Source organism: Nostoc sp. NMS9 (assembly GCF_017114995.1).
Taxonomy (GTDB): Bacteria; Cyanobacteriota; Cyanobacteriia; order Cyanobacteriales; family Nostocaceae; genus Nostoc.
The window spans coordinates 1-23,602 of the sequence record NZ_JABXKL010000075.1 but is presented as its reverse complement, the minus strand read 5'-3'; the positions used below and the strand labels follow the sequence as shown (position 1 = coordinate 23,602).

Annotated in this window: 20 protein-coding genes and 1 pseudogene; 8 read left to right on the top strand and 13 right to left on the bottom strand. The window is 41.0% G+C overall.

The features are described 5' to 3' along the window. Position 1: 1 nt before the first annotated feature. From HWQ40_RS23510 to HWQ40_RS23500, 3 genes are read left to right on the top strand one after another with little or no spacing between them, the layout of a single operon-like run. A complete protein-coding gene (locus HWQ40_RS23510) occupies positions 2–982 on the top strand; it encodes an Npun_R2821/Npun_R2822 family protein (protein ID WP_292782482.1) in 981 nt (326 codons plus the stop codon). Positions 983–985: 3 nt separating this feature from the next. Further along, positions 986–1,876, top strand: coding sequence for an Npun_R2821/Npun_R2822 family protein (locus HWQ40_RS23505; protein WP_292782481.1), 891 nt, complete (start codon positions 986–988; stop codon positions 1,874–1,876). Positions 1,877–1,892: 16 nt separating this feature from the next. After that, positions 1,893–2,930, top strand: a complete 1,038-nt coding sequence (locus HWQ40_RS23500; RefSeq protein WP_292782478.1) for an Npun_R2821/Npun_R2822 family protein — start codon at positions 1,893–1,895, stop codon at positions 2,928–2,930. Between the two features lie 113 nt (positions 2,931–3,043). Here HWQ40_RS23500 and HWQ40_RS23495 read toward each other — a convergent pair whose 3' ends face one another. Beyond that, a complete protein-coding gene (locus tag HWQ40_RS23495) occupies positions 3,044–3,880 on the bottom strand; it encodes a glycosyltransferase (protein WP_292782477.1) in 837 nt (278 codons plus the stop codon). A 116-nt stretch (positions 3,881–3,996) separates the two neighbouring features. Further along, positions 3,997–4,242 carry a zinc ribbon domain-containing protein gene (locus HWQ40_RS23490; RefSeq protein WP_292782476.1) on the bottom strand — a complete coding sequence of 82 codons (246 nt, stop codon included), beginning with the start codon at positions 4,240–4,242 and terminating at the stop codon, positions 3,997–3,999. 94 nt (positions 4,243–4,336) lie between these two features. On the opposite strand from HWQ40_RS23490, the gene HWQ40_RS23485 reads away from it, so the two are divergent. After that, positions 4,337–4,798: a hypothetical protein gene (locus tag HWQ40_RS23485; RefSeq protein WP_292782475.1), complete on the top strand. Its 462-nt coding sequence runs from the start codon at positions 4,337–4,339 to the stop codon at positions 4,796–4,798. Between the two features lie 58 nt (positions 4,799–4,856). On the opposite strand, the gene HWQ40_RS23480 is transcribed toward HWQ40_RS23485, so the two are convergent. The 3 genes from HWQ40_RS23480 to HWQ40_RS23470 form a co-directional block, all read right to left on the bottom strand. Continuing rightward, a complete protein-coding gene (locus HWQ40_RS23480) occupies positions 4,857–5,231 on the bottom strand; it encodes a hypothetical protein (protein WP_292782473.1) in 375 nt (124 codons plus the stop codon). Between the two features lie 28 nt (positions 5,232–5,259). After that, complete coding sequence (locus tag HWQ40_RS23475) at positions 5,260–6,984, bottom strand: AarF/ABC1/UbiB kinase family protein (RefSeq protein ID WP_292782470.1); 1,725 nt, start codon at positions 6,982–6,984, stop codon at positions 5,260–5,262. A 512-nt stretch (positions 6,985–7,496) separates the two neighbouring features. Beyond that, positions 7,497–10,139 (bottom strand): M1 family metallopeptidase, encoded by a 2,643-nt coding sequence (locus HWQ40_RS23470; protein ID WP_292782468.1) that lies wholly within the window; start codon positions 10,137–10,139, stop codon positions 7,497–7,499. A gap of 1,119 nt (positions 10,140–11,258) precedes the next feature. On the opposite strand from HWQ40_RS23470, the gene HWQ40_RS23465 reads away from it, so the two are divergent. Next, positions 11,259–12,935, top strand: a complete 1,677-nt coding sequence (locus HWQ40_RS23465) for a DUF3352 domain-containing protein (RefSeq protein ID WP_292782465.1) — start codon at positions 11,259–11,261, stop codon at positions 12,933–12,935. 227 nt (positions 12,936–13,162) lie between these two features. Here HWQ40_RS23465 and mscL read toward each other — a convergent pair whose 3' ends face one another. Continuing rightward, positions 13,163–13,594 carry a large conductance mechanosensitive channel protein MscL gene (gene mscL / locus HWQ40_RS23460; protein WP_292782462.1) on the bottom strand — a complete coding sequence of 144 codons (432 nt, stop codon included), beginning with the start codon at positions 13,592–13,594 and terminating at the stop codon, positions 13,163–13,165. 329 nt (positions 13,595–13,923) lie between these two features. On the opposite strand from mscL, the gene HWQ40_RS23455 reads away from it, so the two are divergent. From HWQ40_RS23455 to HWQ40_RS23445, 3 genes are read left to right on the top strand one after another with little or no spacing between them, the layout of a single operon-like run. After that, positions 13,924–14,847, top strand: a complete 924-nt coding sequence (locus tag HWQ40_RS23455; protein ID WP_292782460.1) for a class I SAM-dependent methyltransferase — start codon at positions 13,924–13,926, stop codon at positions 14,845–14,847. Then, positions 14,840–15,808 carry a PrsW family glutamic-type intramembrane protease gene (locus tag HWQ40_RS23450; protein WP_292782457.1) on the top strand — a complete coding sequence of 323 codons (969 nt, stop codon included), beginning with the start codon at positions 14,840–14,842 and terminating at the stop codon, positions 15,806–15,808. The genes HWQ40_RS23455 and HWQ40_RS23450 overlap by 8 nt, the downstream gene beginning before the upstream one ends. Before the next feature lie 32 nt (positions 15,809–15,840). After that, complete coding sequence (locus HWQ40_RS23445) at positions 15,841–16,398, top strand: Uma2 family endonuclease (RefSeq protein ID WP_292782455.1); 558 nt, start codon at positions 15,841–15,843, stop codon at positions 16,396–16,398. Between the two features lie 161 nt (positions 16,399–16,559). Here HWQ40_RS23445 and HWQ40_RS23440 read toward each other — a convergent pair whose 3' ends face one another. From HWQ40_RS23440 to HWQ40_RS35725, 7 genes and pseudogenes are all read right to left on the bottom strand, one after another. Beyond that, a complete protein-coding gene (locus tag HWQ40_RS23440) occupies positions 16,560–17,432 on the bottom strand; it encodes a 6-carboxytetrahydropterin synthase (protein ID WP_292782452.1) in 873 nt (290 codons plus the stop codon). Between the two features lie 171 nt (positions 17,433–17,603). Next, positions 17,604–18,305: a J domain-containing protein gene (locus HWQ40_RS23435; RefSeq protein WP_292782449.1), complete on the bottom strand. Its 702-nt coding sequence runs from the start codon at positions 18,303–18,305 to the stop codon at positions 17,604–17,606. Between the two features lie 15 nt (positions 18,306–18,320). Further along, entirely contained in the window at positions 18,321–19,283 is a 963-nt protein-coding gene (gene cysK / locus HWQ40_RS23430) for a cysteine synthase A (protein ID WP_292782447.1), read from the bottom strand. Between the two features lie 84 nt (positions 19,284–19,367). After that, the gene (locus HWQ40_RS23425) at positions 19,368–19,805 is read right to left on the bottom strand and encodes an Rrf2 family transcriptional regulator (protein WP_292782445.1); all 438 of its coding nucleotides are present in this window, start codon (positions 19,803–19,805) and stop codon (positions 19,368–19,370) included. 413 nt (positions 19,806–20,218) lie between these two features. Further along, a complete protein-coding gene (locus tag HWQ40_RS23420; protein ID WP_292782443.1) occupies positions 20,219–21,958 on the bottom strand; it encodes an iron uptake porin in 1,740 nt (579 codons plus the stop codon). Between the two features lie 495 nt (positions 21,959–22,453). After that, positions 22,454–22,735 (bottom strand): 4a-hydroxytetrahydrobiopterin dehydratase, encoded by a 282-nt coding sequence (locus tag HWQ40_RS23415; RefSeq protein WP_292782442.1) that lies wholly within the window; start codon positions 22,733–22,735, stop codon positions 22,454–22,456. 781 nt (positions 22,736–23,516) lie between these two features. Further along, a pseudogene (locus tag HWQ40_RS35725) lies at positions 23,517–23,602 on the bottom strand (photosystem II protein D2); the annotation flags it as partial.

Genomic DNA, 23,602 nt, shown 5'->3' with positions numbered 1-23,602 from the left:
TATGAATGGTATTTGTACCCTTGGCAATGATTATGTTTTCGATCAATTGGTGGCTTTGCTCAACAGTATTGATGTTATCTTAGGCGCAGAAACTCCTGTTTGTATTTATCCTTTCGACGATCAGACACAACGGATTGCTGACGAAATAGCTAAACGCCCTAATGTATTTCTTTATGACGATCAAGAATCAATCAACCGCTGGGATCAATTTATGCTCACAGCAGCGCCAGAACGATTGAATCGGAGTAAATCCCGTCTTTATGGCGCTCACCGTCGTTTTTGCGCTTTTGATGGGCCATTCGAGAAGTTTATCTATTTAGATGCAGACACCTTAGTGATGAACTCACTTGCAGCAGTGTTTGAAAAGCTAGATAGTTATGATTTTGTGGTCTACGATTTCCAATTTAAAGACATTAGTAAAATATATAATGTTAATTCTCCCAAATTACTAAAAGTTTTTGAGCAAAAACGCATTGATTCCGAAATATTTTGCTCAGGCTTTTATGGAGCAAAACAAGGACTATTTAACTCAGAAAAAAGAGATTCGCTAATATCATATTTACAAAATGGTGAGTCAGAAATTTTGTATGGTGGTGCTGGCGAACAACCATTAATCAACTACATGGTAATGAGGTCTAATCTTCCTATTTATAACTTTGCTCGCCAACTGCCAGATAATCAAAAAACAGGCTGTTCTGCTACCTCCAAACACTTCGAGGAACGAGAACATATTCTTTACGATCGCGGTAATCGACTAACTTATCTCCATTACATTGGGATTCCTCCTAATATCAATCAAGCAGTCTGTGCAGGAGAAAATATTGAGTTTCCCTATCGAGATTTATTTCTCTATTATCGTTACTTACACGAATCAGAAAAGCGTCCAGTATTTACAAATCCTCCTAAAAATTATAATGACGCTCCAGCACCAAATTTACTTACCAGAGCTTTGCGAAAATTTAAGTTAATTAACCAAGGATAATTTATGAGCCGGGGCATTTATATAGTTGCGAATGACCGCGTTATCGATAATGCTATTGCTCTACTCAATAGCATTCGTTACTATGACCCAGAAGTTACCATTTATCTCATACCTTTTAAGGAAAATTATCACAAGGTAGCAGAACAGCTTGCTACCTTACACAACGTCCAAATTTTCCCAGACTTAGAACTTATTGATACATTTACCAAACGCATCGGAGAAATTTTTGACAGAGATTTCCTTGCCTTACCCAACAAAATGCGTAAACTGGTGGCGTGGTTTGGGCCTTTAGATGAATTTATTTATATTGATACGGATATTGTCGTTTTTGAAAAAATTGCCGACAATTTAGACAAACTTTCAGAAGTCGATTTCTTCTGCTGTGATTACCATCATGCTAATGAAAAGCTGCGAAATATTTTTTCCCCATTTGTGAAAGAACAGCAAATTTTTTCTGATGCCCAACTTGAAGATGTTTTCAACAGCGGTTTTTGGGCTTCGAGAAAAGGAATTATTTCCGAACAGCAAATGGATGAAGCTTTGCGCCAGTGTGCAGCACATCGCGAATATTTCGATTTTTCTGAAGGAGTTACAGACCAACCAATTTTAAATTATCTTGTGTTGAAATTAATTTCCAAACGTGGAAATCTCGTCAAAATTCCTGGGGGTGGACCTGGTAGTTGGGCAGGTTCACGAAATTTCCAACAGCAAGACTACGCCCTGTATGACAGAGGACAACGACTCAAATATCTCCACTGGGCTGGTACGCGGATGAAAACTGGTAGTCCCTATTGGCAATTGTGGGAACACTATCGCTATCTTCATGAGGGTAAATTTGCCTTCATTCCCAAACTAACTCGCCGTTTATTTCCCTTTGTTGCTACCCGTACTTAATATTAGGAGTATCCCCATGATTGATGGCATTTATATCCTAGCCAATGATGTTGTCTATGACCAATTAGTTGCGTTACTCAATAGTATGGAAGCTAATACTGGTAGGAAAATTCCTATTTGTATAATTCCATATAATGAGCAGTTAGACAAAGTAAAGGCAGAGATTGCATCTAGAGATAATGTCACTTTATTTGAAGATTCTGATTCTATAGCCTATTGGGATAACTTTGCTACTCAGATATGGAAAAATTATCCTAGAGCACAAAAAACTTGGCGAGAGTGGGGCTTTCCAGAACTCTATCGGCTACCAATGCACCGCAAAATGTGTGCTGTGGATGGACCCTTTGATAAATTCATTTATTTTGATGCAGATACCTTGTTAATGGGGCCTGTAGATTATATATATGAAAAATTAGATGCCTATGATTGGGTAGTCAATGATTTTCAGTATAAGTCTGATTTAAAATTTATTTTTGATGGTTCCTCAGAGCAGATGCAGCAAGTTTTTAACTCAGATAATTTGCAATCAAAAGTATTTTGTGCTGGTTGGTTTGCCACTAAGAAAAATATTTTTTCTCAAGCTATAATAGCCGACTTTCTCGACAAATTAATAGCGGGTGAAGCTGAAGTCATGTGTTGTGTAGGCCCTGACCAATCTTTATTTAACTATATGGTGTTGAAAAGTGGAATTCCATATTATAACTTTGCTTGTCATGACTGCAAACAGTCAACTGGAAACCACTGGAGTTCTAAATTTGATGTTGTAGATAATATCTTATACGACCAAGGGCGTAGGTTAACATACCTGCACTATATGAGTATATCTTCTTCAGATTTTACAAGGCTTTGTGGGGGTGAAGATGTTGATATTCCTTACCGCGATGTTTTCTTACATTATCGCTATTTAAAATCACCTGAAAAACGTCCTCAAAGCTTTAAGCACCCAAGCAAGCTAACACTTCTGCAAAAGTCCACTAGTAGCTTTATTCAGCAAAGAATCAACAATATTAAGCTAAAGTATCGCAATTTCAAGGATAGAGTTAATGGTTACTAATAACATAAGTAGGTCACGTCGCTTCTCTACGAGACGCCAAGGGCGAACGCTCCGAATTCAAAATTCAAAATTCAATAATTTTTGATCCCCATAAATAAATTTAGGGGCTTGTATCATGAGTCGTTTTCGGTCAAATCCCTGTAGTGCTTGAACCACAATTTATTTGCTTTCAGCATCATCTGATGCTTTGAAGAACCTATAAAACGACGAACAAAATTTTTTAGGGTTATATATAGATGCTTTTTCTCATAAACTGATTTGTACAAATGCCATGGCTTGGTTTCACCGATGTAATGAATTATTTTTATAGGCTTTTGAGCATGATTAAAATCATAGCCAAATAATTGATTGTACTCATCCAGATGAATCTGGAACATATTGTATCCATGATCCAGATGAAGCTCTTTTTGATTTGGCCAATTGAAGTAGTAGGCATGAAGAAAGTCTTGATCACCTCCTGAGGCAATGCCCTCTATCTTGCCAATTTTAGATAACATGTCATCAAATAATTCTGTAGATGGTTCAACAACCATAAGCCCAGAATTTAGCCTTGTCCAAGACAAAAGTTTGGGTAACATTCCTCCTGAATTGACAGCAGACATGTGAGGCTTTTCAAACAGTTCGTCGATATTATTAAGTATCAGCATATCAGCATCTAAGTAGACTAATTTGTCAAACTGATTTAGTCCGAATATATTCAACTTTGGATAGGTGAAATGCCATCGATACGTTAGCTGATTTATTGTACTTGGATTCTCAATGTTTTGAATAGTAATACAATTAATATTATGCTTGGCGAGGGACTCAATTACTTCCTTGGATAAATTAGGTGTTATTAGAAGTACAAAAGGATATCTTGAATTTGTTTTTGCTAATGAATAGTTCAAAACCAAAATACCTTCTAAGTAGTCATCTGTTGTAAGTACAGAGATAAAGCTATAGTTTTTCATATTGTTCCGATTTAAATCAAACACTATATTTACATATAGGGGTAAATATAGCGAAGCTGTCACCAGGGGCAAGATAGCCTGAAAGTCTTGCTGGTAAAAGGTTTTATCAAAAATAGTTATTTCATAATTTTGGGAGTTTTGGCAGACGATTTATAAGCAGAACCACAAACAGGACAAAATCGATGTCTCAATGACAACACTAACTCACCGCAATTCGCGCAGTTAGCTCGAATCGGTGTACCGCAAAGATAACAAAACTTGGCTTTAACGTTACTCCACATAGGGTCAACCATCGCTCCAGAGTTCCAACACTGGGGACAAAATTTAATCTTTCTGTAAGTTATTCTGTGGACGGCATCCATAATTAATTACATAAATATTTTTTTTACAAAAATTACATAAGTTAGTGCCAGTCAGAAATAATACTATATAGTTAATTTGTGGAAAATTTGACTTATGCGTAAGTATTGCTACTCGTTGAGTGTTTTATTCGTTAGTATTGGCTCTGTCAATATCTCCGCACCAGTGCAAGCAAAAATCAATAGCAGTGAATTAGAACCTGCAATAGAGACAAAACTTGAGAGACTAACACTGACTATCGATTCCAGTGGAGCAATAGCTGATATAGAGAGAGCAAAGAAGGAACAGCAAGAAGTAAATAGAGCAAGGAAGAAACAGGAAGAAGCACAGCGTAGAGCTAAGAGTAAGCGTAATTACATACAAATCCTTAACCTAGCTACTATTGCTACTAACAAATGTTACCAAGAAAAAAATTTAGTTGAATGTGAAAGATTAGGTCAAATTCAAAATACATTAATGACTTGGTGTCAACAAAATGACCGCGCAGCCTGTAGAGCTTACAGTGCTGTACAAAGTAATGAACATGAGACAGAATTAATTCAGATGGTGGGAAATTAAAGTGTCCTAGATATGAATACAGTTGAGTTAATCAGAATTTAACTGTATTGTTTTAAATTTATGACATAGAATCTAAATCTAAAGATTGCATACCTTCGCGTTCTATAAAGGTCATCATACTTCCCAACTGCAACCAAACTAATAAACAAGTAAAGAGACTAATTGGTAGACCTACTCCTAAAGCTAAAGAGGAGGGAAAACCAAATATCTCTAATCCTGAAGAGAGAAATAGACAAGTGCCGCCAGTTATGCCGACAAATGGTATCAGTAGTTGTTTCAATGATGAACGCGGTTTAGTGTTTTCTGTACGTTCACTTGGCCAGTTCTGCACAATTACTTTCAAAGTGCCAGATAATGCCAAACCAGATGTTAATGCAGTCAAAAAGCCAACAAGTAAAAGAAAATAAGGCGGTTGCAGAGGAAAATAGTACATGAAAACTCCTGATTTATATTAAAGGTTTTTAGTTTTTACTTGCTGACTGGTTCCCAGTAAAAGGCACAAGGAATGTAGCTTTTGGCAGGATAGCGGCTGCACCTTCTCTGGATAACTCTGTTAAAATCCCGATCGCTACATTTAATAAACGATCCGGTTTTAAGTCATCTTTAACCAGGTTCCACAGGCGTTGGACATCTTCGGTGTGCAGGCGGTCATCTTCGGTAAGAGCAAGCACCAACTGTCGCCTCAGAAACTTGCCTTCTTCGGACATTAAGTATTGGAACCCCATCTGAGCTGTGGGCAATACATCAAAGTTGTTATCACTACGAGCGATCGCAATCAAATTCTCTAACCGCTGCCACTGAAATTTACCATCTTTGAACAACACATTCAATAATCGTCGCCGTAATTCCGGCGATTCCCCTGTCAGCAACCGCCGCGCTATATAGGGATAACCCACTTCAACAATTTTGAAATCGGGGTTAAGGCTAAGGGCAATACCTTCTTGAGTCACCAAGGAACGAATAATCAAAGCAAACTTTGCCGGAACTCGGAAAGGATATTCATACATCAGTTCCGAAAATTCATCGGTAATAGTTTTGAAGTTAAAATCCTTGACATTTTTGCCAATAGCGTTTCCTAGCACCGCTTCTAATGCTGGCACTATCGGACAAATATTCGTGTCTGGAGTCAGAAACCCTAATTTTACAAAGTCTTCGGCTAAGTCGGTATAGTCTTTATTTACCAAATGCACTAGCGCATCTACCAGTGTTTCTTTGGTGCTTTCTTCCAACTGATCCATCATGCCGAAGTCAATATAAGCCATACGACCATCGGGTACAGCAAACAAATTGCCGGGATGAGGGTCAGCATGGAAGAAACCATATTCTAAAAGCTGTTGCAATCCTGATGTAACACCAATTTGGATGATCGCTTCTGGGTCTACACCTGCTTCGCGGATGCGTTGAGTATCTGTCAGCTTGAAGCCGTCAATCCATTCCAGGGTTAGAACGTGGGTATTGGTATAACGCCAATAAATGCCTGGAACTTTTACTTGTAGGTCGTTGCGGAAATTGCTAGCAAATTTTTCGGCGTTGCGGCCTTCATTAATATAGTCAATTTCTTCAAATAACTTCGTGCCAAACTCGTCCACAATTAAAGTTAGGTCGTGACCGAGATTTAAAGGCAACCAAGGAGCTAGCCAACCGGCTGCCCAACGCATCAGATATAGGTCGCGTGTAATTACTGGATGTAAGTTGGGGCGTTGCACCTTTACGGCGACTTCTTCACCGCTAACCAGACGACCCCGGTATACTTGACCCAAGCTAGCAGCAGCGACTGGATTAGGTGACAGTTCGCTAAAACTTTCATGAATTGGCCGGTCTAGTTCACTTTCAATAATCTGGTAAGCGATCGCATTATCAAAAGGTGGTAACTGGTCTTGTAACTTTATCAGTTCTTCTAAGAAATCTTTGCGTATTAGGTCAGGCCTGGTGGAGAGGGCTTGACCAACTTTAATAAAAGTCGGGCCAAGGCGGGTGAGCAGTTCTCGCAACTGGATAGCTCGTTTACCCTTGTTCTGCTCAACTCGGTCTTGCCACTCGTCCCACTTCAGACTGAATATAAATCCTGCAAAGGAGGAGATAATTCTCAGCAGTCGCCCCCAGGCTAGCCAAGGACGGTAACTGTAGTAGCGAGCGATCGCATCTGGATTATAGAGTTTTAGTTGAGCAGGTTGATATTGACCCACGCCTTTTTTTGCCTCTTCAACTGAAAAATTTACAATGATTGTTTTTCTCCTGACCCACAAGTTAGTTGCAAATTCAGGATAGCGGTAGTCTTTTATCTAAAACAACTAGAACTCTACCCTTTGGGGATAACGTTCGAGGCGATTTTAGCATCTGTTACTGCCTAGATTTGTTTATCTTTTTCTTAATTATACTTTATAAAACTACAACTACTTATCCAACTTTTAGATGATTTTATCTTTTCTTAACTTTAATTTATATAAATATAAATATTTACCTATATATGCAAATTTGAGGAGGGTATGAGAACTCAGTAACCGCTTACAACATAAGATCCCCGACTTATCACAGAAGTCGGGGATCTTGATACTATGTTTATTTATACCTGCGATTTAAGTGGAAAATAAAATATTTTATGTGTCCACAATAAAATTACAGTATCAACTAAAACCTTGGTAATTGTTAATAGCTTTGCCACAATTACCAATTACCTACTTTTAATTATCATGTAGTGCTATTTAGATTTAGCCTCCAAGTTTTCTAAACGGCTTCTCAATTCCTGGTTTTGTTGTTTGAGTTGGTCGAAATCTTCACGCAGTTGACGCAGGGTTTGTTCTGAACCAATGTTCTTTTGTACCTTGGAAATTTCTTCTTCAGCATAGCGACGTACACGCCCATCGGCTGTTTGGTCAACTAGCGATCGCAAAATCCCTACTGCTTTGGGTGTTTCCATTTGTCCTAAGGCTGCGGCTACGGCTACTTGGGTTAAAAAGAAGGTTTCTTTGGCTAGTTCTGTTAATTTTTCTAAAATCCGTTCCAAATTAGCTGGACTTTGACCGACAGAAATCTTTCCTAAAGCGCGAATTGTGGCTAAACGTAAGGGTTGTGGTACACCGAGTTTGGTGTATTCGATTAACAGATTTAAAGCTGCTTCCGAAGTTTTAAATTCAGCTAAACCAGCGATCGCCCCACTCCGCACGACTTCATTCCAACCCGCCTTTTCTTCTAAAACGGATTTCAGTAGCTTTAATACCTTGTCTTCCTTGGGTTTTTCTTCCAAGTTTGCCGATGCGATCGCCCCGATAATACGAGAAGCTGCTGCTTCCACGTAATAACTGGGATCGCCCTTTTGCACTAACCCTCTGACAACTTTATAGCTTTCAGCAGTTTTGAATTGAGTAAGTGCCTCCACTACAGCTCGTCGCACATAAGCATTTTTATCTTTTAACCCAGCAATTAAGCCATCAAAGGCTTGATCTAAATTGATTTGGGCTAGTTGTTTTGCCACTTCCACACGCACACCCCACAATGGGTCATTTTTTAGCGATGCAGACAGTGCAATGATAGCTTCTAACCCACCTTTTTTCGCCAAAGCTGCTGCTGCATAACTACGCGAAATCGGGTCGGGATCGAATTCTAACTGTGCTTTTAACTCCGCGATTGGATATTCCAAAGCTACTGTTTTTAGGTAATTATTTCCAACATCAAAGCTAATAAATTGGGGCTTATTTTCTAGGGGAAAGTAGAAGCTTTGTTCGCGTTCATTCACGCGGACGGTAAAAGTTTTGAGTTGTGAGTTAGGAGTTATGAGTTTGGAATTATTTTTAACTCCTAACTCCTCACTCCTCACTTCTTCTTGTTGGGTATAGCCAAAACCAATAGGTATTTTTAAATCAAACAAATCCTTACTGCCATTTTTACCTTCAGCAGCTTGGGTTTGAGTTACTGTAATTTTTGCCAAATTAGCATCCCCATCCCAAGAGTAAGCTACTTTAAAATCGGGATGACCACCACGATAAACGTATTGGTCAAAGAGGAACAAAAGATTACGTCCGGTAGCCTTTTCAATCGCCCTGAGTAAGTCTACTGTTTCTACGGTTTTGTGGGCATTATCTTGGACAAATGTTTGAATTGCCTGCCAAAACAACTCATCTCCCAATTGGGCCCGAATCATGTGATAGACACAAGATCCTTTTTCGTAGATGTGACGATCGTAAAGTTCAATAGCTTCTCGGTAAATATGTGTTACCATTGGGCGGCGATAACGACTGCTATCTTCGCTTAAGTAACGACGAGCTTCCAATAAACGATAGTAAGCTGCTTCTTCTAGACTATATTCCTGTTCTGTCCACATCACCTCAGAGTAAGAAGCCATCCCTTCTTTAATCCAAGCATGAGACCAATGCTTAATCACCACCAAATCACCAAACCACTGGTGCGCGAGTTCGTGAACGACTAAAGCTTCGGTGTTGCGGTTATCTAAGGCGGCCCGTTCATCCAGTAAACATCTATCTGTTAACAGGGTTGTGGAGGTGTTTTCCATGCCGCCAAAGATGAAGTCATCGACGCAAACTTGGGCGTATTTCGGAAAAGGGTATGGATAACCATACTTTTGGCTCAAAAATTCGATCATTCGGGGAGTTTTGTCCATGCTGCGTTTAGCATCTTCCTCCCGTCCCTTTTCTACATAGTAGGTGACAGCTTTACCCTTCCACTCATCCCGAATTTCAGCAAAATCACCTACTGCTAAAGTCATCAAGTAGGTAGGATGAACTTGTTGCTGTAACCAATGATAGATTTTGTAATCACCATCTTCTGTGGTGTCAATTAATTCGCCATTGGAAATCGCCACGAGAGGGTTGGGAACGCGGACACGAATTTCCGAAGTAGACAATTGTCCTGGATAGTCAAAGCAGGGGAACCAAAAGCGAGAGTCTTCGTCTTCGCCTTGAGTCCAAACTTGAGTAGGCTTGTTTGGGTAGTGCTTATCTGGTTGAATAAAATAAATACCGCGTTGCGGTTTTGCCACCGAGTAGGCGATCGCAATCAGCAAGCGTTTACCAATCTGGCTTGCCTGAGAAAGTTGGATGGAAAGCTGTTCCCCGTCATAGTCAAAATTTTGTGGCACTTCGTCCACCTGCACAGACTCAATATTTAGGTTGACAGCATCCAAAGTCAAACGATCAATACCATTACGGATTGGCAAGAGGCGAATGCTACAACTGCCCTGATAGCTTTGCTTGGGAATGTCCAAGTTGAGATCGAGAAAAATATGCTCTACCTGTCCGGGGCGATCGGGGTTATAGTGTGGTCTTGCTCCCGGTAACTCAAAGGGTTTGTGTCCGTTATTATCTGTATCAAAATAAGACTGCGACATTGATGCTTACTGACCTTGTAATCCTGAAAAGTCTGGCTGGTTGGATGTAGTTAAATAAAATAGCGGTATCTGATGTATTTCCCAAATCAACAGGGCATTATAGAGGTGAGAACTCCCCTTTGGGATTGGGGGATTGAAATTAATCTCACCCGAACTTCCGCAGATCGGCTACCGATCCTGGGATTTTTTTCCATATCCCTCCTGCATTTACTTTTCCTGATGTTCTGCACTTTTTTAGCATTGAGTCAAGAGTCTCTTGCACCTTGTTGCACCTTGATAGATTCTCATTAAGTACAAATACTCCTAATTATTTTTATAACTTAGGATAGCTTGTTGCTGCTGCTGAACACGTTCTTTTGTTTAAGATGAACAGCATATCATTTGCAGATTCGCTCCTCATCTGGTTGAAGTATTTTTGAGAGTAATTTTAGACCACTAATTTGTAAGATTACTAATTTTATCAGTAAATACCAACTGGAGTTGAAACTAAATGCAGCATACCAGTTGTGTAAGAGTACAATAACCGATTTCTGTCTCCGTAAAAACTCCCGTACTGGCGAGTGCCCGTAAAAGTTGATCGCAGGTTAGGCTTGTAGATTGATGTTGCACTTCCCAAATCCTCTGAACTCCTTTAATAAATCGGCGTAGGCGTAGCCCGTCGTAGACATCGCTAGCTTGTTTGCTGCACAGATGGACTACGAGATCCAAGTGCTATAGCAATCTGAAATCATTCGTAAACAATGAGATTCTCTACTTCATAAGAGTTGTCGGGGATCTTAGCCTTGCAATTTTTACAAATCAGATAGGATTGCTATGTATTTAATTTGCAAAAACCCATTTGTAGTGAAAAATCACTTTTAAGTTGGATGTTTGCTGATTGTAGACATGACGTTTAACTGAGAATTTTTATGATTAATATCCGATTCATGATGGATGTCAAAAGCAACAATTTTCTGCAAGTAGGAGGTAGATGTGCAGCTTGTCAACGAGCGTGCTGCTGAATCCTTTTGTCATGGGTTAGTCTAGCGATGGATTAGCGGAAATTATTATAAATCCGAAAACTCTACAGTGACACTTGTATAAATCTCGGTGACAATCTGAGCAAAAGAGGATAACAAAATGCCTGAAAGTAAATCAAAATTTCTCATTCCTGCTGTTGGTGCTGCCGTCGTTGTCGCCGGAAGTATAGCGGCTTATACGTACTTTAAAGGCTCACCAGGAGGTAGTTCAGACGCTCTAGGCAGTGCTAAAGTAGTACCTTCAACAGCACTGATGGCAACTTACATTACTACTGACTCTGAAGCCTGGGCAAAATTACAGCAGTTTGGCACTCCAGAAGCACAAAAGTTAGTGGCAAAAGGTCTGGAAGATTTCAATAAGCAAATTTTCAGTGACAGTAACGTTTCTTATGAAAAAGACATAAAGCCTTGGGCTGGTAGTGTGATGATTGCTGTATTGCCACCAAATCCTGTAAAACCAGCACAGTTAAAGGTACCCTCTGGGACAACTAATGTACCAACAAATTTACAGCAGGAATCAAATATCCTGATAGTGGTGGGAATCAAGGACAAACTCAGCGCCTTGAATTTTGCTAACAAATTGAAGTCACAAAAAGGAGTTAAATTACAGGAATCTGACTATCAAGGTCAAAAAATTGTCGAAACTACACAAAATGGCAAGCCGACGTATAGCGTAGTTTTAAATGATAGTCAGTTGGTATTAGCTCCCGAAAAACAAGCTGTAGAAAAAGCAATTGATACGTTTAAGGGACAGTCTTCTTTTGCCAATAAAGAAGGTGCTAGCAGCATTCTTAAAGGAGTGGATGTTAAAAACAGCCTCGCCCAAATTTATGTACCAGACTATGCCGGAATGATACAGCAATTAAGCGCTGGAAATCCGCAGGCAAAGCAGTTACCCCCACAAACCCTGACGCAACTGAAGCAGATAAAATCTGTGGTAGCGGGTGTTGGTGTTGATGATGCGGGAGTGCGGGTAAAAGCGATCGCTAATTTAGATCCGCAATTAAATAAATTTCAGTATCAATCAAGTCCTGGAAATATAGTCGGGCAATTTCCTGCTGATACCTTTGCTCTGATTAGCGGAAATGGCATCAGCCGTGGTTGGGAAGTGCTGGTAGAGCAGTCAAAAGATTATCCAGAAATGAAGCAAGCTCTGGAACAAGCGCGAGGACAACTGAAATTCGCCAATCTAGACCTAGATAAGGATATTTTTGGCTGGATGAATGGGGAATTCGCCTTTGGTGCGATTCCATCAAATCAAGGGGTATTAGCGAGTGTTGGTTTTGGAGGTGCTTTAGTATTTGATACTAGCGATCGCAAAACTGCCGAAGCCACTTTAACAAAATTGGATACTCTTGCCAAAACCCAACAAATCAACGTCGCCAACAGAAATATCGGTGGTAAAGACGTAACTGAATGGCAAATTCCCCGGCAAGGAGCTTTATTGGCACATGGTTGGCTAGATCAAGATACTGTATTTGTAGCTCTTGGTGGCCCAATTGCTGACGCAGTTAGTGATCGCAAAAATCCATCTCTCGACACTAGCGACGCCTTCAAAGCTGTGACTGGTTCTTTGCAAAAGCCCAACGGCGGCTATTTCTACCTAGATATGGATAAAACTAAAACTGTGCCGCTGATCAATAGTTTTGTATCATCTAACGCCGATACCATCACCATTTTGAATTCCATTCGTGGTCTTGGTTTTACCGCTATTAGCCCCGATAAATCCACCAGTGAATTAGAGATGTTGTTAGCTCTTAAGCCTACTGCAAAGTAGGGCATTGGGCATCCCTTCGACTTCGCTCAGGGCATGGGGTATGGGGATTGAATATTTCTCCCTCACTTCCTCATCTCCCACCCTACGGGAAGTTAAAGCTACATCTCTCCCAGTCTTTTTCTTCTCTACGAGACGCTGCGCGTAGCTTGCTTCCCTGTAAGGGTACAATTTTGAATTTTGAATTTTGAATTTTGAATTGATTTCTCCCTCATCCCCCCACTTTCCACTTACAAAACTTGATTATTCCGAGTTTCCAAGGTTTGGTTGAGTCTATCCAACGCGCTAGTCAATCTTTCTTGGGCTACAAGGTTAGGATCTGGCAAGGCTTCATCGGCGACTTCTTCTTGTCTCTTGAATTTTTGTAAGGCTCGAATTGCTACAAATAAAACTAAGGCAATGATTACAAAGTCAACTATTGCGCCAAGAAAGTTACCAATCTTGATTCCCGGGCCAATGGCGATTGTTCTCCAGTCTTTGCCAGCAAAACTAACCAAGGGATTAATCAATGGCATGATCACATCTTCAACAAAGGAAGTGATAATCTTGCCAAAAGCAGTACCAATGATGACAGCGATCGCCAAGTCAACTACATTACCTTTAAGGGCAAATTCTTGAAAATCTTTTAAAAAGCCACTCGCTCTTCTTCTTGCTCTGGCCATACTTGACTCTCAATAAGCTTAACTTACTGTAATTTTCTTTAGAAATGGCACTCAGCTTTTTGCCATCCCTGTTGAGATAGATATTGCTAAGTATCAAAATTTTACCAGTCTTGAATAAAATTCTTTGATAAAGAAATATAAATTGGAAACCAGCATAATTCACATCTTCTCAGAACTTTGCTGTTCTCCAAATATCAACCTTCTATAATGTTTGTTGCTTGGAGCAAGGCAAAGGAGGCGGATTGCCGTTATACAATTCAATTTATTTCTAGACTGCCGTCCAGCTAGTATGTCATAAGTAGAAAAGTCTGTTAAATGCAAACTGATTTATGACTGCTGCTGTAAACACTAATCCTGGTTTAGCTTCTCGCTTGGTGAATGGCATACTGGCAATCCAGCCTTTAGCCAACCTAGCCAAGCATCAAGCTAGACAAATGATGATTAAACGTGCCGAGAGAATTGGTGTGCCTTGGACGCAAGAAGTCGAAACACTACAAGCGCTTGATTGGAAGGACGATCTCGCTCAAGTACAAAATCCTCAGCTTTCCTACCCCGATTACTACGTCACCTCATTCCATGCCTACGAAACCGGAAATCTCAGTTGGCAAGCCGCTTTTGAGGTAGAACCTGCTGCTTACGCTGTCCACGCTAAGATTTGGCAGGGATCTGAAGAAGCGCAAGGCGATCCGATGCTGCGCCAAAGCTACCACAATATCCTGAAAAGTCAAATTCCCAATGAGCCGCAAGACATCTTGGATGTAGGATGTAGTGTTGGCTTGAGTAGTTTTGCCCTACAAGAAATTTATCCCCATACCAAAATTACAGGCTTAGACTTATCTCCCTATTTTTTAGCCGTTGCCAATTACCGCGCTGGGCAACGTCAAGCTAAAATTAACTGGCTTCATTCCCAAGCTGAATCTACCGGGCTACCTGATGCCTCGTTTGATTTAGTTTCCATTTTCCTGATGTGCCACGAATTACCCCAATCAGCAACCCGACAGATTTTAGCTGAAATGCGGCGCGTGTTGCGTCCGGGTGGCTACTTGGCAATCATGGATATGAATCCCAAATCTGAAATTTACAAGAAAATGCCAGCCTACATTTTGACTTTGCTCAAAAGTACTGAACCTTATTTAGATGAATATTTTGCTTTAGACATTGAGCAGGCTATTGTTGAGGCGGGTTTCCAAACTCCCACTATTACCAACAATACCCACCGTCACCGTACAGTAATTGCTCAGGTGAGTGGTTGATTTATCTCTAGTGTTGTGGGCAGCAATACCACCCTTGCTGCTGCTAACCTACTACTACTGTCGAGTGCCATTTGCCCCACCTTTGTTAAAGTTACTGATGTTCTTTATCATCGGGGCAATATCTGGTCTTTTAGCTCTTAAACTCGAATGGGTTTTTGAAATTGTAGCGAACTCTTTTGTAGAGTGGCATCAGATTAAACGTTGGCTTCCTGGTGTAGCCTTGCGGCAGCTTGTAGAAATAGGCCCAATTGAAGAAGGGTGCAAGTTGGCTGCGGTTATTGTCCCAACTTACTATCTGCAACACAAGTATCGATTACTTCACTCTAGCGTTTTCCTCTTCATGATCGCCGTTTCCCTTGGATTCACTGCCGAAGAGAACTGGATTTACCTTTTCCACGGTACAGCATCAGTTTTTGAACGTACCATCGGCACGCCAGTCCATGCTATGTTCTCTGCACCTTGGGGATATGCATTAGGAACCTATATTTCCTCTAAAAATCGGTTAAATCGAGATAAAAAGTTTATTTTTAGGGCTTGGCTAAATTCTGTAATCTGTCATGCCCTAGTGAATGTCCTATCTAGTGCTTGGGGTTATTTATTACCCCTACGTTTCCTAAGTTACGGTTTATTTCCGTTTCTGTTATGGATGTTTTGGCGCCTGGAACAATTACTGCGAAAAGTGCAAGGGAAACCTGTAATTACCCTGATTTCAGATCGTACAATCCAGCGCCGTTACTGGCAGAGGAGTTTAGTGCTGTTTACCCTTGTGCTGGGTGGAAATGCTATTTTTGGGCTGTTTCTCTTAGTCAGGAAAATCAGTCCTTTGAGTCCGTCAAAGCTTTTTGACACTTATATTTTGTGGTTTATATTTAGTCGCTTTTTACTAAATCTCTTTTTTGGAGTTTTAGCGTGGGGGATTTATCGCTATTTGCGACATTCTGCCCGTCGTCGGTATTTTTAAAATATGATTTAGGAAAAGGCTAGGGGGTTTCTATGCAAACAACTCCAGTGCGTTGGACGACTGCTGACCTAGAGCTATTTGCTGGCGATCGCAGAAATCGCTATGAGATTATTGATGGAGAACTATTTGTGACTAAATCACCTAGTTGGGATCATCAATCAAGTTGTGGCAATATTGTTACAGTTCTTAACAATTGGTCAGATGAAACTGGTCTGGGTAAAGCTGCGATCGCACCTGGAATTATTTTCTCAGATTCTGACAATGTGATCCCTGATGTGGTGTGGGCAAGTCATGAACGCTTAAAATACTTGCTAGATGAAGCTGGACATCTCACAGGCGCACCAGAGTTAGTAGTAGAAGTTTTATCTCCCGGCGAAAAAAACGAGAAACGTGATAGGGAAACAAAGCTAAAGCTGTACTCGGTGCAGGGGGTTCAGGAATATTGGATTTGCGATTTTGTACAAAAGAAAGTTGAGGTTTATCGACGTGAACAAGCTGCATTAAAATTAGCAGCTACTTTATTTAGTCAAGATGAACTGACAAGTCCTTTGCTACCAGGTTTTAATTGCTTAGTAAGTAAACTTTTTTAGCTGGGCATTGGGCATGGGATGAGGGGGATAAGGGAGAAATCAATTCAAAATTCAAAATTCAAAATTCAAAATTAAAGAACTTCTGCCTCCTGCCTCCTGCCTCCTCTTTCTCAATGCCCTATGCCCTATGCCCATTGTCCTATGCCTGGATTTTCAATTAGCTAAACTCGTGCTAATACTGGCTGATTCACGGTTGCGCTGACTGAATCCGATTCCGACTCCGTACAGTAGATTTCGCAGGAGTTATTCGGACTTTCAATCAATTTTACTTTATAAAGTTTAGCTCCCAATTCCTGAATAGGCGATCGCAGTAAATTACTAATGTAAAGTGCGATATTTTCAGCAGTGGGTACAACTTCGGCAAAATAGGGAATATCTTTGTTTAAAAAGGTGTGATCGAATGGCTCTACCACATAATCTTCTACCACTTGATTCAGGGCACCTAAATCAATAATCATGCCAGTACGCGGGTCAATTTTCCCTTTGACAGTGACTTCTAGATGGTAGTTGTGTCCGTGACCGTTGGGACGAGCGCATTTACCATAAATCTCAGTGTTTTCTTCGTTACTGAGGTTAGGATGAGCTAGCCGATGGGCGGCGCTAAAGTGAGTACTGATGGTGAGGTAGGCTTCCATTGCGTTTCCCATATAATCTGCCCAAAGTTCAGGATGTTCAAATAACTGCACACGGACTACAGGTAAATGAGGTGCTAGCCGCTGCCAGATAATCCGTGCAATATTCTCAGTGGTGGGCAGAGTTTGTTGAAATTCTGCCCACACATCATTGAGATAAGAGAAGTCCAATTGACTGGTAACTTCCCGTTTAATTACGTGTTTCACATCAGACAAGTTCAGCACCATACCATATTCATCCAATTCCCCGGCTAGGGAGATAAATAATACATAGTTATGTCCGTGTCCCGGAAATCTAGTACCAGCACCAAATTTCTCAATATTCTCGGCTTCACTCAGTTCTGGCAACCAATAGCGATGACTTGCCGAAAACTGGGCGCGGCGATTAACAATGCATTGCATGAGTACACTATGAGCAGAATTTAAAATTTCTTAATCTTTTTCTGTTTACAGCATAAACTAATTCCTAAGTTATGTGTCATTAGTCATTAGTCATTAGTCATTTGTCCTTTAAAATCCAGCGAAATTGACCCATGCCCAATGCCCAATGCCCAATGCCCTTATACCCAATAATTATGTAACAGACGCTTGCGCCTCACAGTGCAATCTCGTAGCTATGCGGAATAGTTCATGACCTGTGTGTAAATAACGCTCATCGTAGTTCAAAGGAAAATAACCTAATTCATCGAGTCCATCTGCTACTTGATCGAGGCTGTAATAAAGGTGAGCCGCTGTTCTTGCGAGACTAGGGGGATTTGGCAGGGAGCGAAAAGTAGTTTGTGCCTGCTTGAGGTCATCTCGACAGGTTTTTAAGTATTCCTGAAATTCATCTAACAACTCATCATCAAAGGGATCGGCAGCTAATTGCTCCATTTGTTCTTCTAACGAATAAAGAACGGTACAAAGCAAGCGATTAACTGGTTGGTAAACTTGGCGCAGCCATTCTTCAACTTGCTCGTCAACATCCCGTCCAGTTTTTCGTCTTGTCTGGTAATGATTTTGTGCTGATGCTGTACGCTGTTGGCGATCGCTATTTAATTTTTGGCAATCATCTTGCAGTTCTTGGTCATAATTACGGCGATTTTGGTTGTCGCCTAAGACCTCATAAGCTGCATTGATGCGGATAATTTGCTCGCGATCGGCTGTTTGCTGATTACTGTCAGGATGAAACAATTTAACCAAGCGGCGATAAGCTTGCTTAATCTCCGCTTGGCTGGCACTTGGACTAACTTTGAGGGTTTCGTAATGGTTAGAAACGTGCTTAGAATTGATCATTAATTCAATGTATCGTTAACTGACGCTAGCGGCCAATCTTGCCTCCAGGTCTTGGAACAACGGTGTACTCAAATACCTCTCACCAAAACTGGGCTGAATCATTACAATTAAACGTCCCTTATTTTCTTGACGTTGGGCGGCGCGAATTGCTGCACATAAAGCTGCTCCACTGGAAATACCAGATAGTAGCCCTTCTTCTTTTGCTAAACGCCGACTGTAGGCGATCGCTTCTTCATCAGTGACGGTAATCACTTCATCAATCAATTTTATCTTGAGTACTTGGGGAATAAACCCAGCACCAATTCCCTGGATTTTGTGGGGGCCTGGTCGTCCCCCAGATAAAACTGGGCTATTGGCTGGTTCAACTGCGATCGCCTTAGCGTTAGGCTTGCGTGCTTTAATCACTTCTGCTACACCAGTGATCGTACCACCTGTACCCACTCCTGCCACAATTATATCGACTTGTCCATCGGTATCTTCCCAGATTTCAAGCGCCGTAGTTTCCCGATGCACTTTTGCATTAGCTGGATTGCGGAACTGCTGCAACATATAGGTATTTGGTGTAGTATTAACTATTTGCTGCGCTCGTTGAATTGCCCCACTCATGCCTTCCATTCCTGGTGTTAGTTCCAGTTCTGCCCCGTATGCTCGCAACATTGCCCGACGCTCTCCACTCATCGTCTCTGGCATTGTCAAAATTAATCGATAACCCTTAGCTGCTGTTGCCATTGCTAGGGCAATTCCGGTATTTCCAGAAGTGGGTTCTACCAATACTGTCTTCCCAGGAGTAATTAGCCCCTCCTCCTCTGCGGCGTTAATCATACTTACCCCAATCCGGTCTTTGACTGATGCCGATGGGTTCATACTTTCCAGTTTCACCACTATTTCCGCAACACATCCTTCTGTTTGAGGAATGCGGTTCAACTGCACTAGAGGAGTACGACCAACAAGTTCTGTAATGTTACGAGCTATTCGCATAAATTAGTCCTTAATTATTAATTATTTGTTATTGGTCATTAGTCATCAACAAATGACAAATGACTAATGACAAATGACTCTTGACTAAATGTAGTACATGATATCCAATTGCCGCCGCGAATCTCGTTTTTCACAAAGATCCTGGAGTGTATATTTTTGCAAGACTGAATTTGCCGCGCGACTTGCTTCTTGCCAAATTTCTTCTATAACTGAACTGTCTATGCTTTTGGAATTAACGTTTTCTTCACCAGCCCGCGCCTCTAAGCCTTCTAAACATTCTAAAATTTCAAAAAGGAGAATTTTTCGGGGTTCTCGCGTTAACAGATAGCCACCTTTTGATCCACGCTGACTTTTAACTATACCGCCACGCCTCAAGGTTGCTAGTAGCTGTTCCAGATAGCGATCAGGTATGTTTTGTTGTGCTGCAATTTGTCGAATTTGCAGCGGTTCGCCGCTTTCGTAATGAGCGGCCATCTCTAATAAGGCGAGAATTGCGTATTCCGATTTACAGGATAGTTCCACAAGCAACAATAAGTTAGGGATTAGAAATTAGAAGTTAGGAGTTATGAGTTAGGAGTTAGAAGTCATTCAATTTGGATTTGAGATTGAAGGAAAAATCTCAAATCCAAAATTCAAAATCTGAAATTGGTAGAGTTAAGATATTACGAAATATGTAGCTTTATACCGCCAACTTCTACTAAAAAAGCTCGCTCAGAAAAAGTTGCTCACGGCGTAAGTCACTTGTAGAGTGAGCATTACTCTAGTCTATTCATATCAAATCCCGCCATAACTCATAACTTCTAACTCATAACTCCTAACTTTTCTAGTATACTCCGGTTAACTACTGGGGTTTATCCATTATTACTGAAAACAAAAAACCCCGCCTGATGGCGGGGAGAAATAGAGTTCAAAATTGTCAGTGGAAAATCAAAACTCTAGAAGGTGAAAGTAGTTCTGAGCGTACCGATAATAGCATCATCGTTATCGCTGTTTTGGCCAGGAGAGGTCAACCAGATTACACCAGGGGTAACAGAGATGTTATCCGACACACGATATTTGTAGAAGCCTTCAAAGTGATAGGGTATATCATTATTGCCGCCAAAACCTGGGCGGTTAAAGGAATAGGGTTCTGCACCAGCAAAAACACCTAAAACGTTACCCTTTTTACCAAAGTCAGGTAAGGCTACCCCTACACCGTAGCTCCAAGCTTCATAATCATCACCTGCACCAACACCTGTGACGTCATGGTAAGAGACGAAGCCACTAATGGACAGTTTGTCGCTGGGTCTAAACGCAGCGGACACACCGTAGGAGTTGCTGGTAGATGGGGTTACACCTGCTGCATTACCTAAAAAGTTAGCTTGTCCAGTACCTACATCAAAAGCTCCAGTTGTTCCGTCTGTACCAGAGTCGAATAAAGCACCACTGGCGCTATATCCGTGGACGTAGGTAGCAGCTAAAGCCACGCGATCGCCTACACTAAAGTTCAACTGTCCTAAAGCAGCATAGTCACCATTGGTCAGACCTTGATTGACACCATTTTGAAGACCAGGAATATTCGCTTGTGATGCCAAGTAACCCGCAGTGATTGAGCTATTTCCTAAAATACCGCCACCTTTACCAAGGGGCAGATTGAGCGCTATACCAGCACCGCCACCAATCCGATAGATGGGACTTTCAGAAGCAAAGGTAGATAAAGCGCCGTTACCGCCGTCAGTGTTGTCAAAAAAGTAAGGATTATTGACAGCAGCATACTGGCTGTGTCGTCCACCACTAGCTGCGAGGTAAACTTGGGCTGGCCCTATGGGAACTTCATAAGTCAAGCGGTCTATTCTGACACTGTTGTTGCCATTGCCTATGCCAACTTGAAATGTTTGTGTCCCTTCAGCAGTACCGATCGGATTATTAGCGTCGTCAAATTGTGTAAAGGCTGTTGCATTACCAGCTGCGAGACGGGTATGTAAAACGTCTTTACCAGTGAAGCTGGTTTGCAAGTCTAAACGTACCCGATCTTGGAAGACAGTATTGTTATTGTCACCAGTGTTACCTCCAAAAACATCAGTAACACCAAAAATGGCTTCACCGACTAGTTTTGTGGTTGTGGAGAACTGATTCGCTTCCAATTCAGCTGTCCGCGCTTCTAAGGAATCTACGCGACCACGTAGGGTTGCCAATTCTGCGGAAAATTCTTCTTGCAACCGTTGTAAGGTAGCTAAATCTTGTTTAGTTACCAAGTCAGCTGTTGCTGTGGCAATCAATTCGTTAACCCGATCCAAACAAGCATTCAAACCAGCGGCAAATTCATAACGGGTCAAAGCACGATTACCGCGATAAGTGGCATTCGGATAACCTGCAATACAACCATAGCGCTCAACCAAGGACTGCAATGCTTGGAATGCCCAGTCAGTAGGTTGTACATCGGAAAATTGAGAAACCGATGTTACTTGAGACTGAGAATTACCTTGGTTGCCTTCGTTACTGTAGCGATTAACTTGATCTATGGTTGTTTGAGCCAATATTTCTGGCTGTTGGGCAACTTCGGTTACACCTAGTTGTTTGGCTGGTGATACTTCTGTGGTTGGGTTTGGCGCGGCCATTGCTGTTGCCGAAACTAACAATGTTGCTCCCAAAACTGCTGGGCTAACCACTAAGGATTTCCACAATAGATTAGACATCTTAACTTTACTCCTCACACCTTGTTTAGATAATTGGTTTCGCTGCACCTAATTCTCAAAAATGCGACATCTCATTGAAACCTGTGGATGAGATATAGTTGCCACTACTACAATTTTAGTTTTTGCAAAGCTAATAAACGATTAACTTTGGGTTAAAAACTTATGTGATTAACTTATGCAAAAACATATCTTTATATCATAACATTATAAAACATCTGATCTAGATGGCAAGATTGGAGCGATCGCCTTAATAACTGTCACACATACTTAATCTAAATATCTAAGCAGGGAGTAGCCTTTAGGTCATTCGCTTTCTACTAGGCTAAATTGGTGAAAGCTTTCTTTAGACACTTAGCAGTTTCCTATCAAAAAATCGCTACTTCCACTTACCCCTAGTATAAATCTTACGGCAGTTAGAACACACTGGCTCGGCTATACAAACTGCATATCATAGTGACTTCCTATCGTCTGGTGCAAGATGTTAGAAGAAATCACTTAATTGATGTGGGAAATCACGTGTGCTACATCAAAGTCTGGCTGCGTCAATCCGCCTGCATCATATGTTGTAAGTGTAATCTTCACTTTATTGTAGGAAATCTCTATATCTGGATGATGTCCGGCTGACTCAGCCGGCTCAACCAACTTATTGACAAACTCAATTGCTTCAATAAAATCTTTAAATGTACGAGTAATCTGCAACTTGGAGTCTTTAACAGTCCAATCTGACAAAATCTTTGCCTGTTCTTGAATTTCCACTTCGGTGAGTAGTTGTGCCATATGAAGAAATTCCTACTTGTATATTTGTTACAATATTTTGCATCTGAACAAAGGCAAACAACTTTTATTCTCCACACAGAAAGTATAGGAGGATAAATTAAGCCACAATGCGTATGTCTAGATTTAAATCAGACTTGGCAGATAGACGCTATTTCTCACATTTGGTCATACTCCAAGGTTTAATCCAAGATATTTATTCTTTTTAAGAAAACTTAAATAGGTTGGCTTTTTCCGTGGCAGCCATCGTTAGCTATCTTTTAAAAGTAACCATTGATCAAACAAAAATCACCTATAAAAAACTATCCGCCCTGATTTAGATCGGATGATCTAAGTCAGGGCGGTCTAGCGGGTCTTCAGGTTGCAACCAGACTGCCGGAAGGAACTCCGAGCTTGCCTAGCTACTTGAGCTAACTTAGTATCTCAGAGATAACTAAGGCTAACTTTTAGAGAACAGCTCCGGCACACAGCCGGCTAACTGCAACCTGATGACCCATGCATTTACTACTTTCTATCATGGGCATCACCTCCTTATTGCCTAAGCGGTCTTAGTTTCAAAAGGGCAGAGCATTTACTCTGGGTTCAGAACCTTTACCTAACATAACATATAAATTTAGAGATATTAACCATATATAGAAAAAATCTCCCATCTAAAGGTGGGAGATCGCTGGAGACTATTGAATATTGACACTTTCTTGGCTTATTACAAAGAGATTATTTTATCTGGGTGTGTCAATTTTCGCCAACCACAACCCTGATTTAGGTTATGGTCAAATTTGAATTCTTAGAGAGCATTACCGCGAGGTAGAACTTCTTCAGGGAATACAAATTGTTCGTGGGGTTGATCTTGAGGAGCCATCCAAGCGCGGA

Excerpts from the sequence above, each read along its gene's own strand:
- cysK (WP_292782447.1), bottom strand. The coding sequence starts at position 19,283 with ATGCGAATAGCTCGTAACATTACAGAACTTGTTGGTCGTACTCCTCTA.
- HWQ40_RS23490 (WP_292782476.1), bottom strand. The coding sequence starts at position 4,242 with ATGGATGCCGTCCACAGAATAACTTACAGAAAGATTAAATTTTGTCCC.
- HWQ40_RS23505 (WP_292782481.1), top strand. The coding sequence starts at position 986 with ATGAGCCGGGGCATTTATATAGTTGCGAATGACCGCGTTATCGATAAT.
- HWQ40_RS23415 (WP_292782442.1), bottom strand. The coding sequence starts at position 22,735 with ATGGCACAACTACTCACCGAAGTGGAAATTCAAGAACAGGCAAAGATT.
- HWQ40_RS23455 (WP_292782460.1), top strand. The coding sequence starts at position 13,924 with ATGACTGCTGCTGTAAACACTAATCCTGGTTTAGCTTCTCGCTTGGTG.
- mscL (WP_292782462.1), bottom strand. The coding sequence starts at position 13,594 with ATGGCCAGAGCAAGAAGAAGAGCGAGTGGCTTTTTAAAAGATTTTCAA.
- HWQ40_RS23485 (WP_292782475.1), top strand. The coding sequence starts at position 4,337 with ATGCGTAAGTATTGCTACTCGTTGAGTGTTTTATTCGTTAGTATTGGC.
- HWQ40_RS23495 (WP_292782477.1), bottom strand. The coding sequence starts at position 3,880 with ATGAAAAACTATAGCTTTATCTCTGTACTTACAACAGATGACTACTTA.
- HWQ40_RS23440 (WP_292782452.1), bottom strand. The coding sequence starts at position 17,432 with ATGCAATGCATTGTTAATCGCCGCGCCCAGTTTTCGGCAAGTCATCGC.
- HWQ40_RS23435 (WP_292782449.1), bottom strand. The coding sequence starts at position 18,305 with ATGATCAATTCTAAGCACGTTTCTAACCATTACGAAACCCTCAAAGTT.
- HWQ40_RS23480 (WP_292782473.1), bottom strand. The coding sequence starts at position 5,231 with ATGTACTATTTTCCTCTGCAACCGCCTTATTTTCTTTTACTTGTTGGC.
- HWQ40_RS23445 (WP_292782455.1), top strand. The coding sequence starts at position 15,841 with ATGCAAACAACTCCAGTGCGTTGGACGACTGCTGACCTAGAGCTATTT.
- HWQ40_RS23465 (WP_292782465.1), top strand. The coding sequence starts at position 11,259 with ATGCCTGAAAGTAAATCAAAATTTCTCATTCCTGCTGTTGGTGCTGCC.
- HWQ40_RS23420 (WP_292782443.1), bottom strand. The coding sequence starts at position 21,958 with ATGTCTAATCTATTGTGGAAATCCTTAGTGGTTAGCCCAGCAGTTTTG.
- HWQ40_RS23470 (WP_292782468.1), bottom strand. The coding sequence starts at position 10,139 with ATGTCGCAGTCTTATTTTGATACAGATAATAACGGACACAAACCCTTT.
- HWQ40_RS23510 (WP_292782482.1), top strand. The coding sequence starts at position 2 with ATGAATGGTATTTGTACCCTTGGCAATGATTATGTTTTCGATCAATTG.
- HWQ40_RS23500 (WP_292782478.1), top strand. The coding sequence starts at position 1,893 with ATGATTGATGGCATTTATATCCTAGCCAATGATGTTGTCTATGACCAA.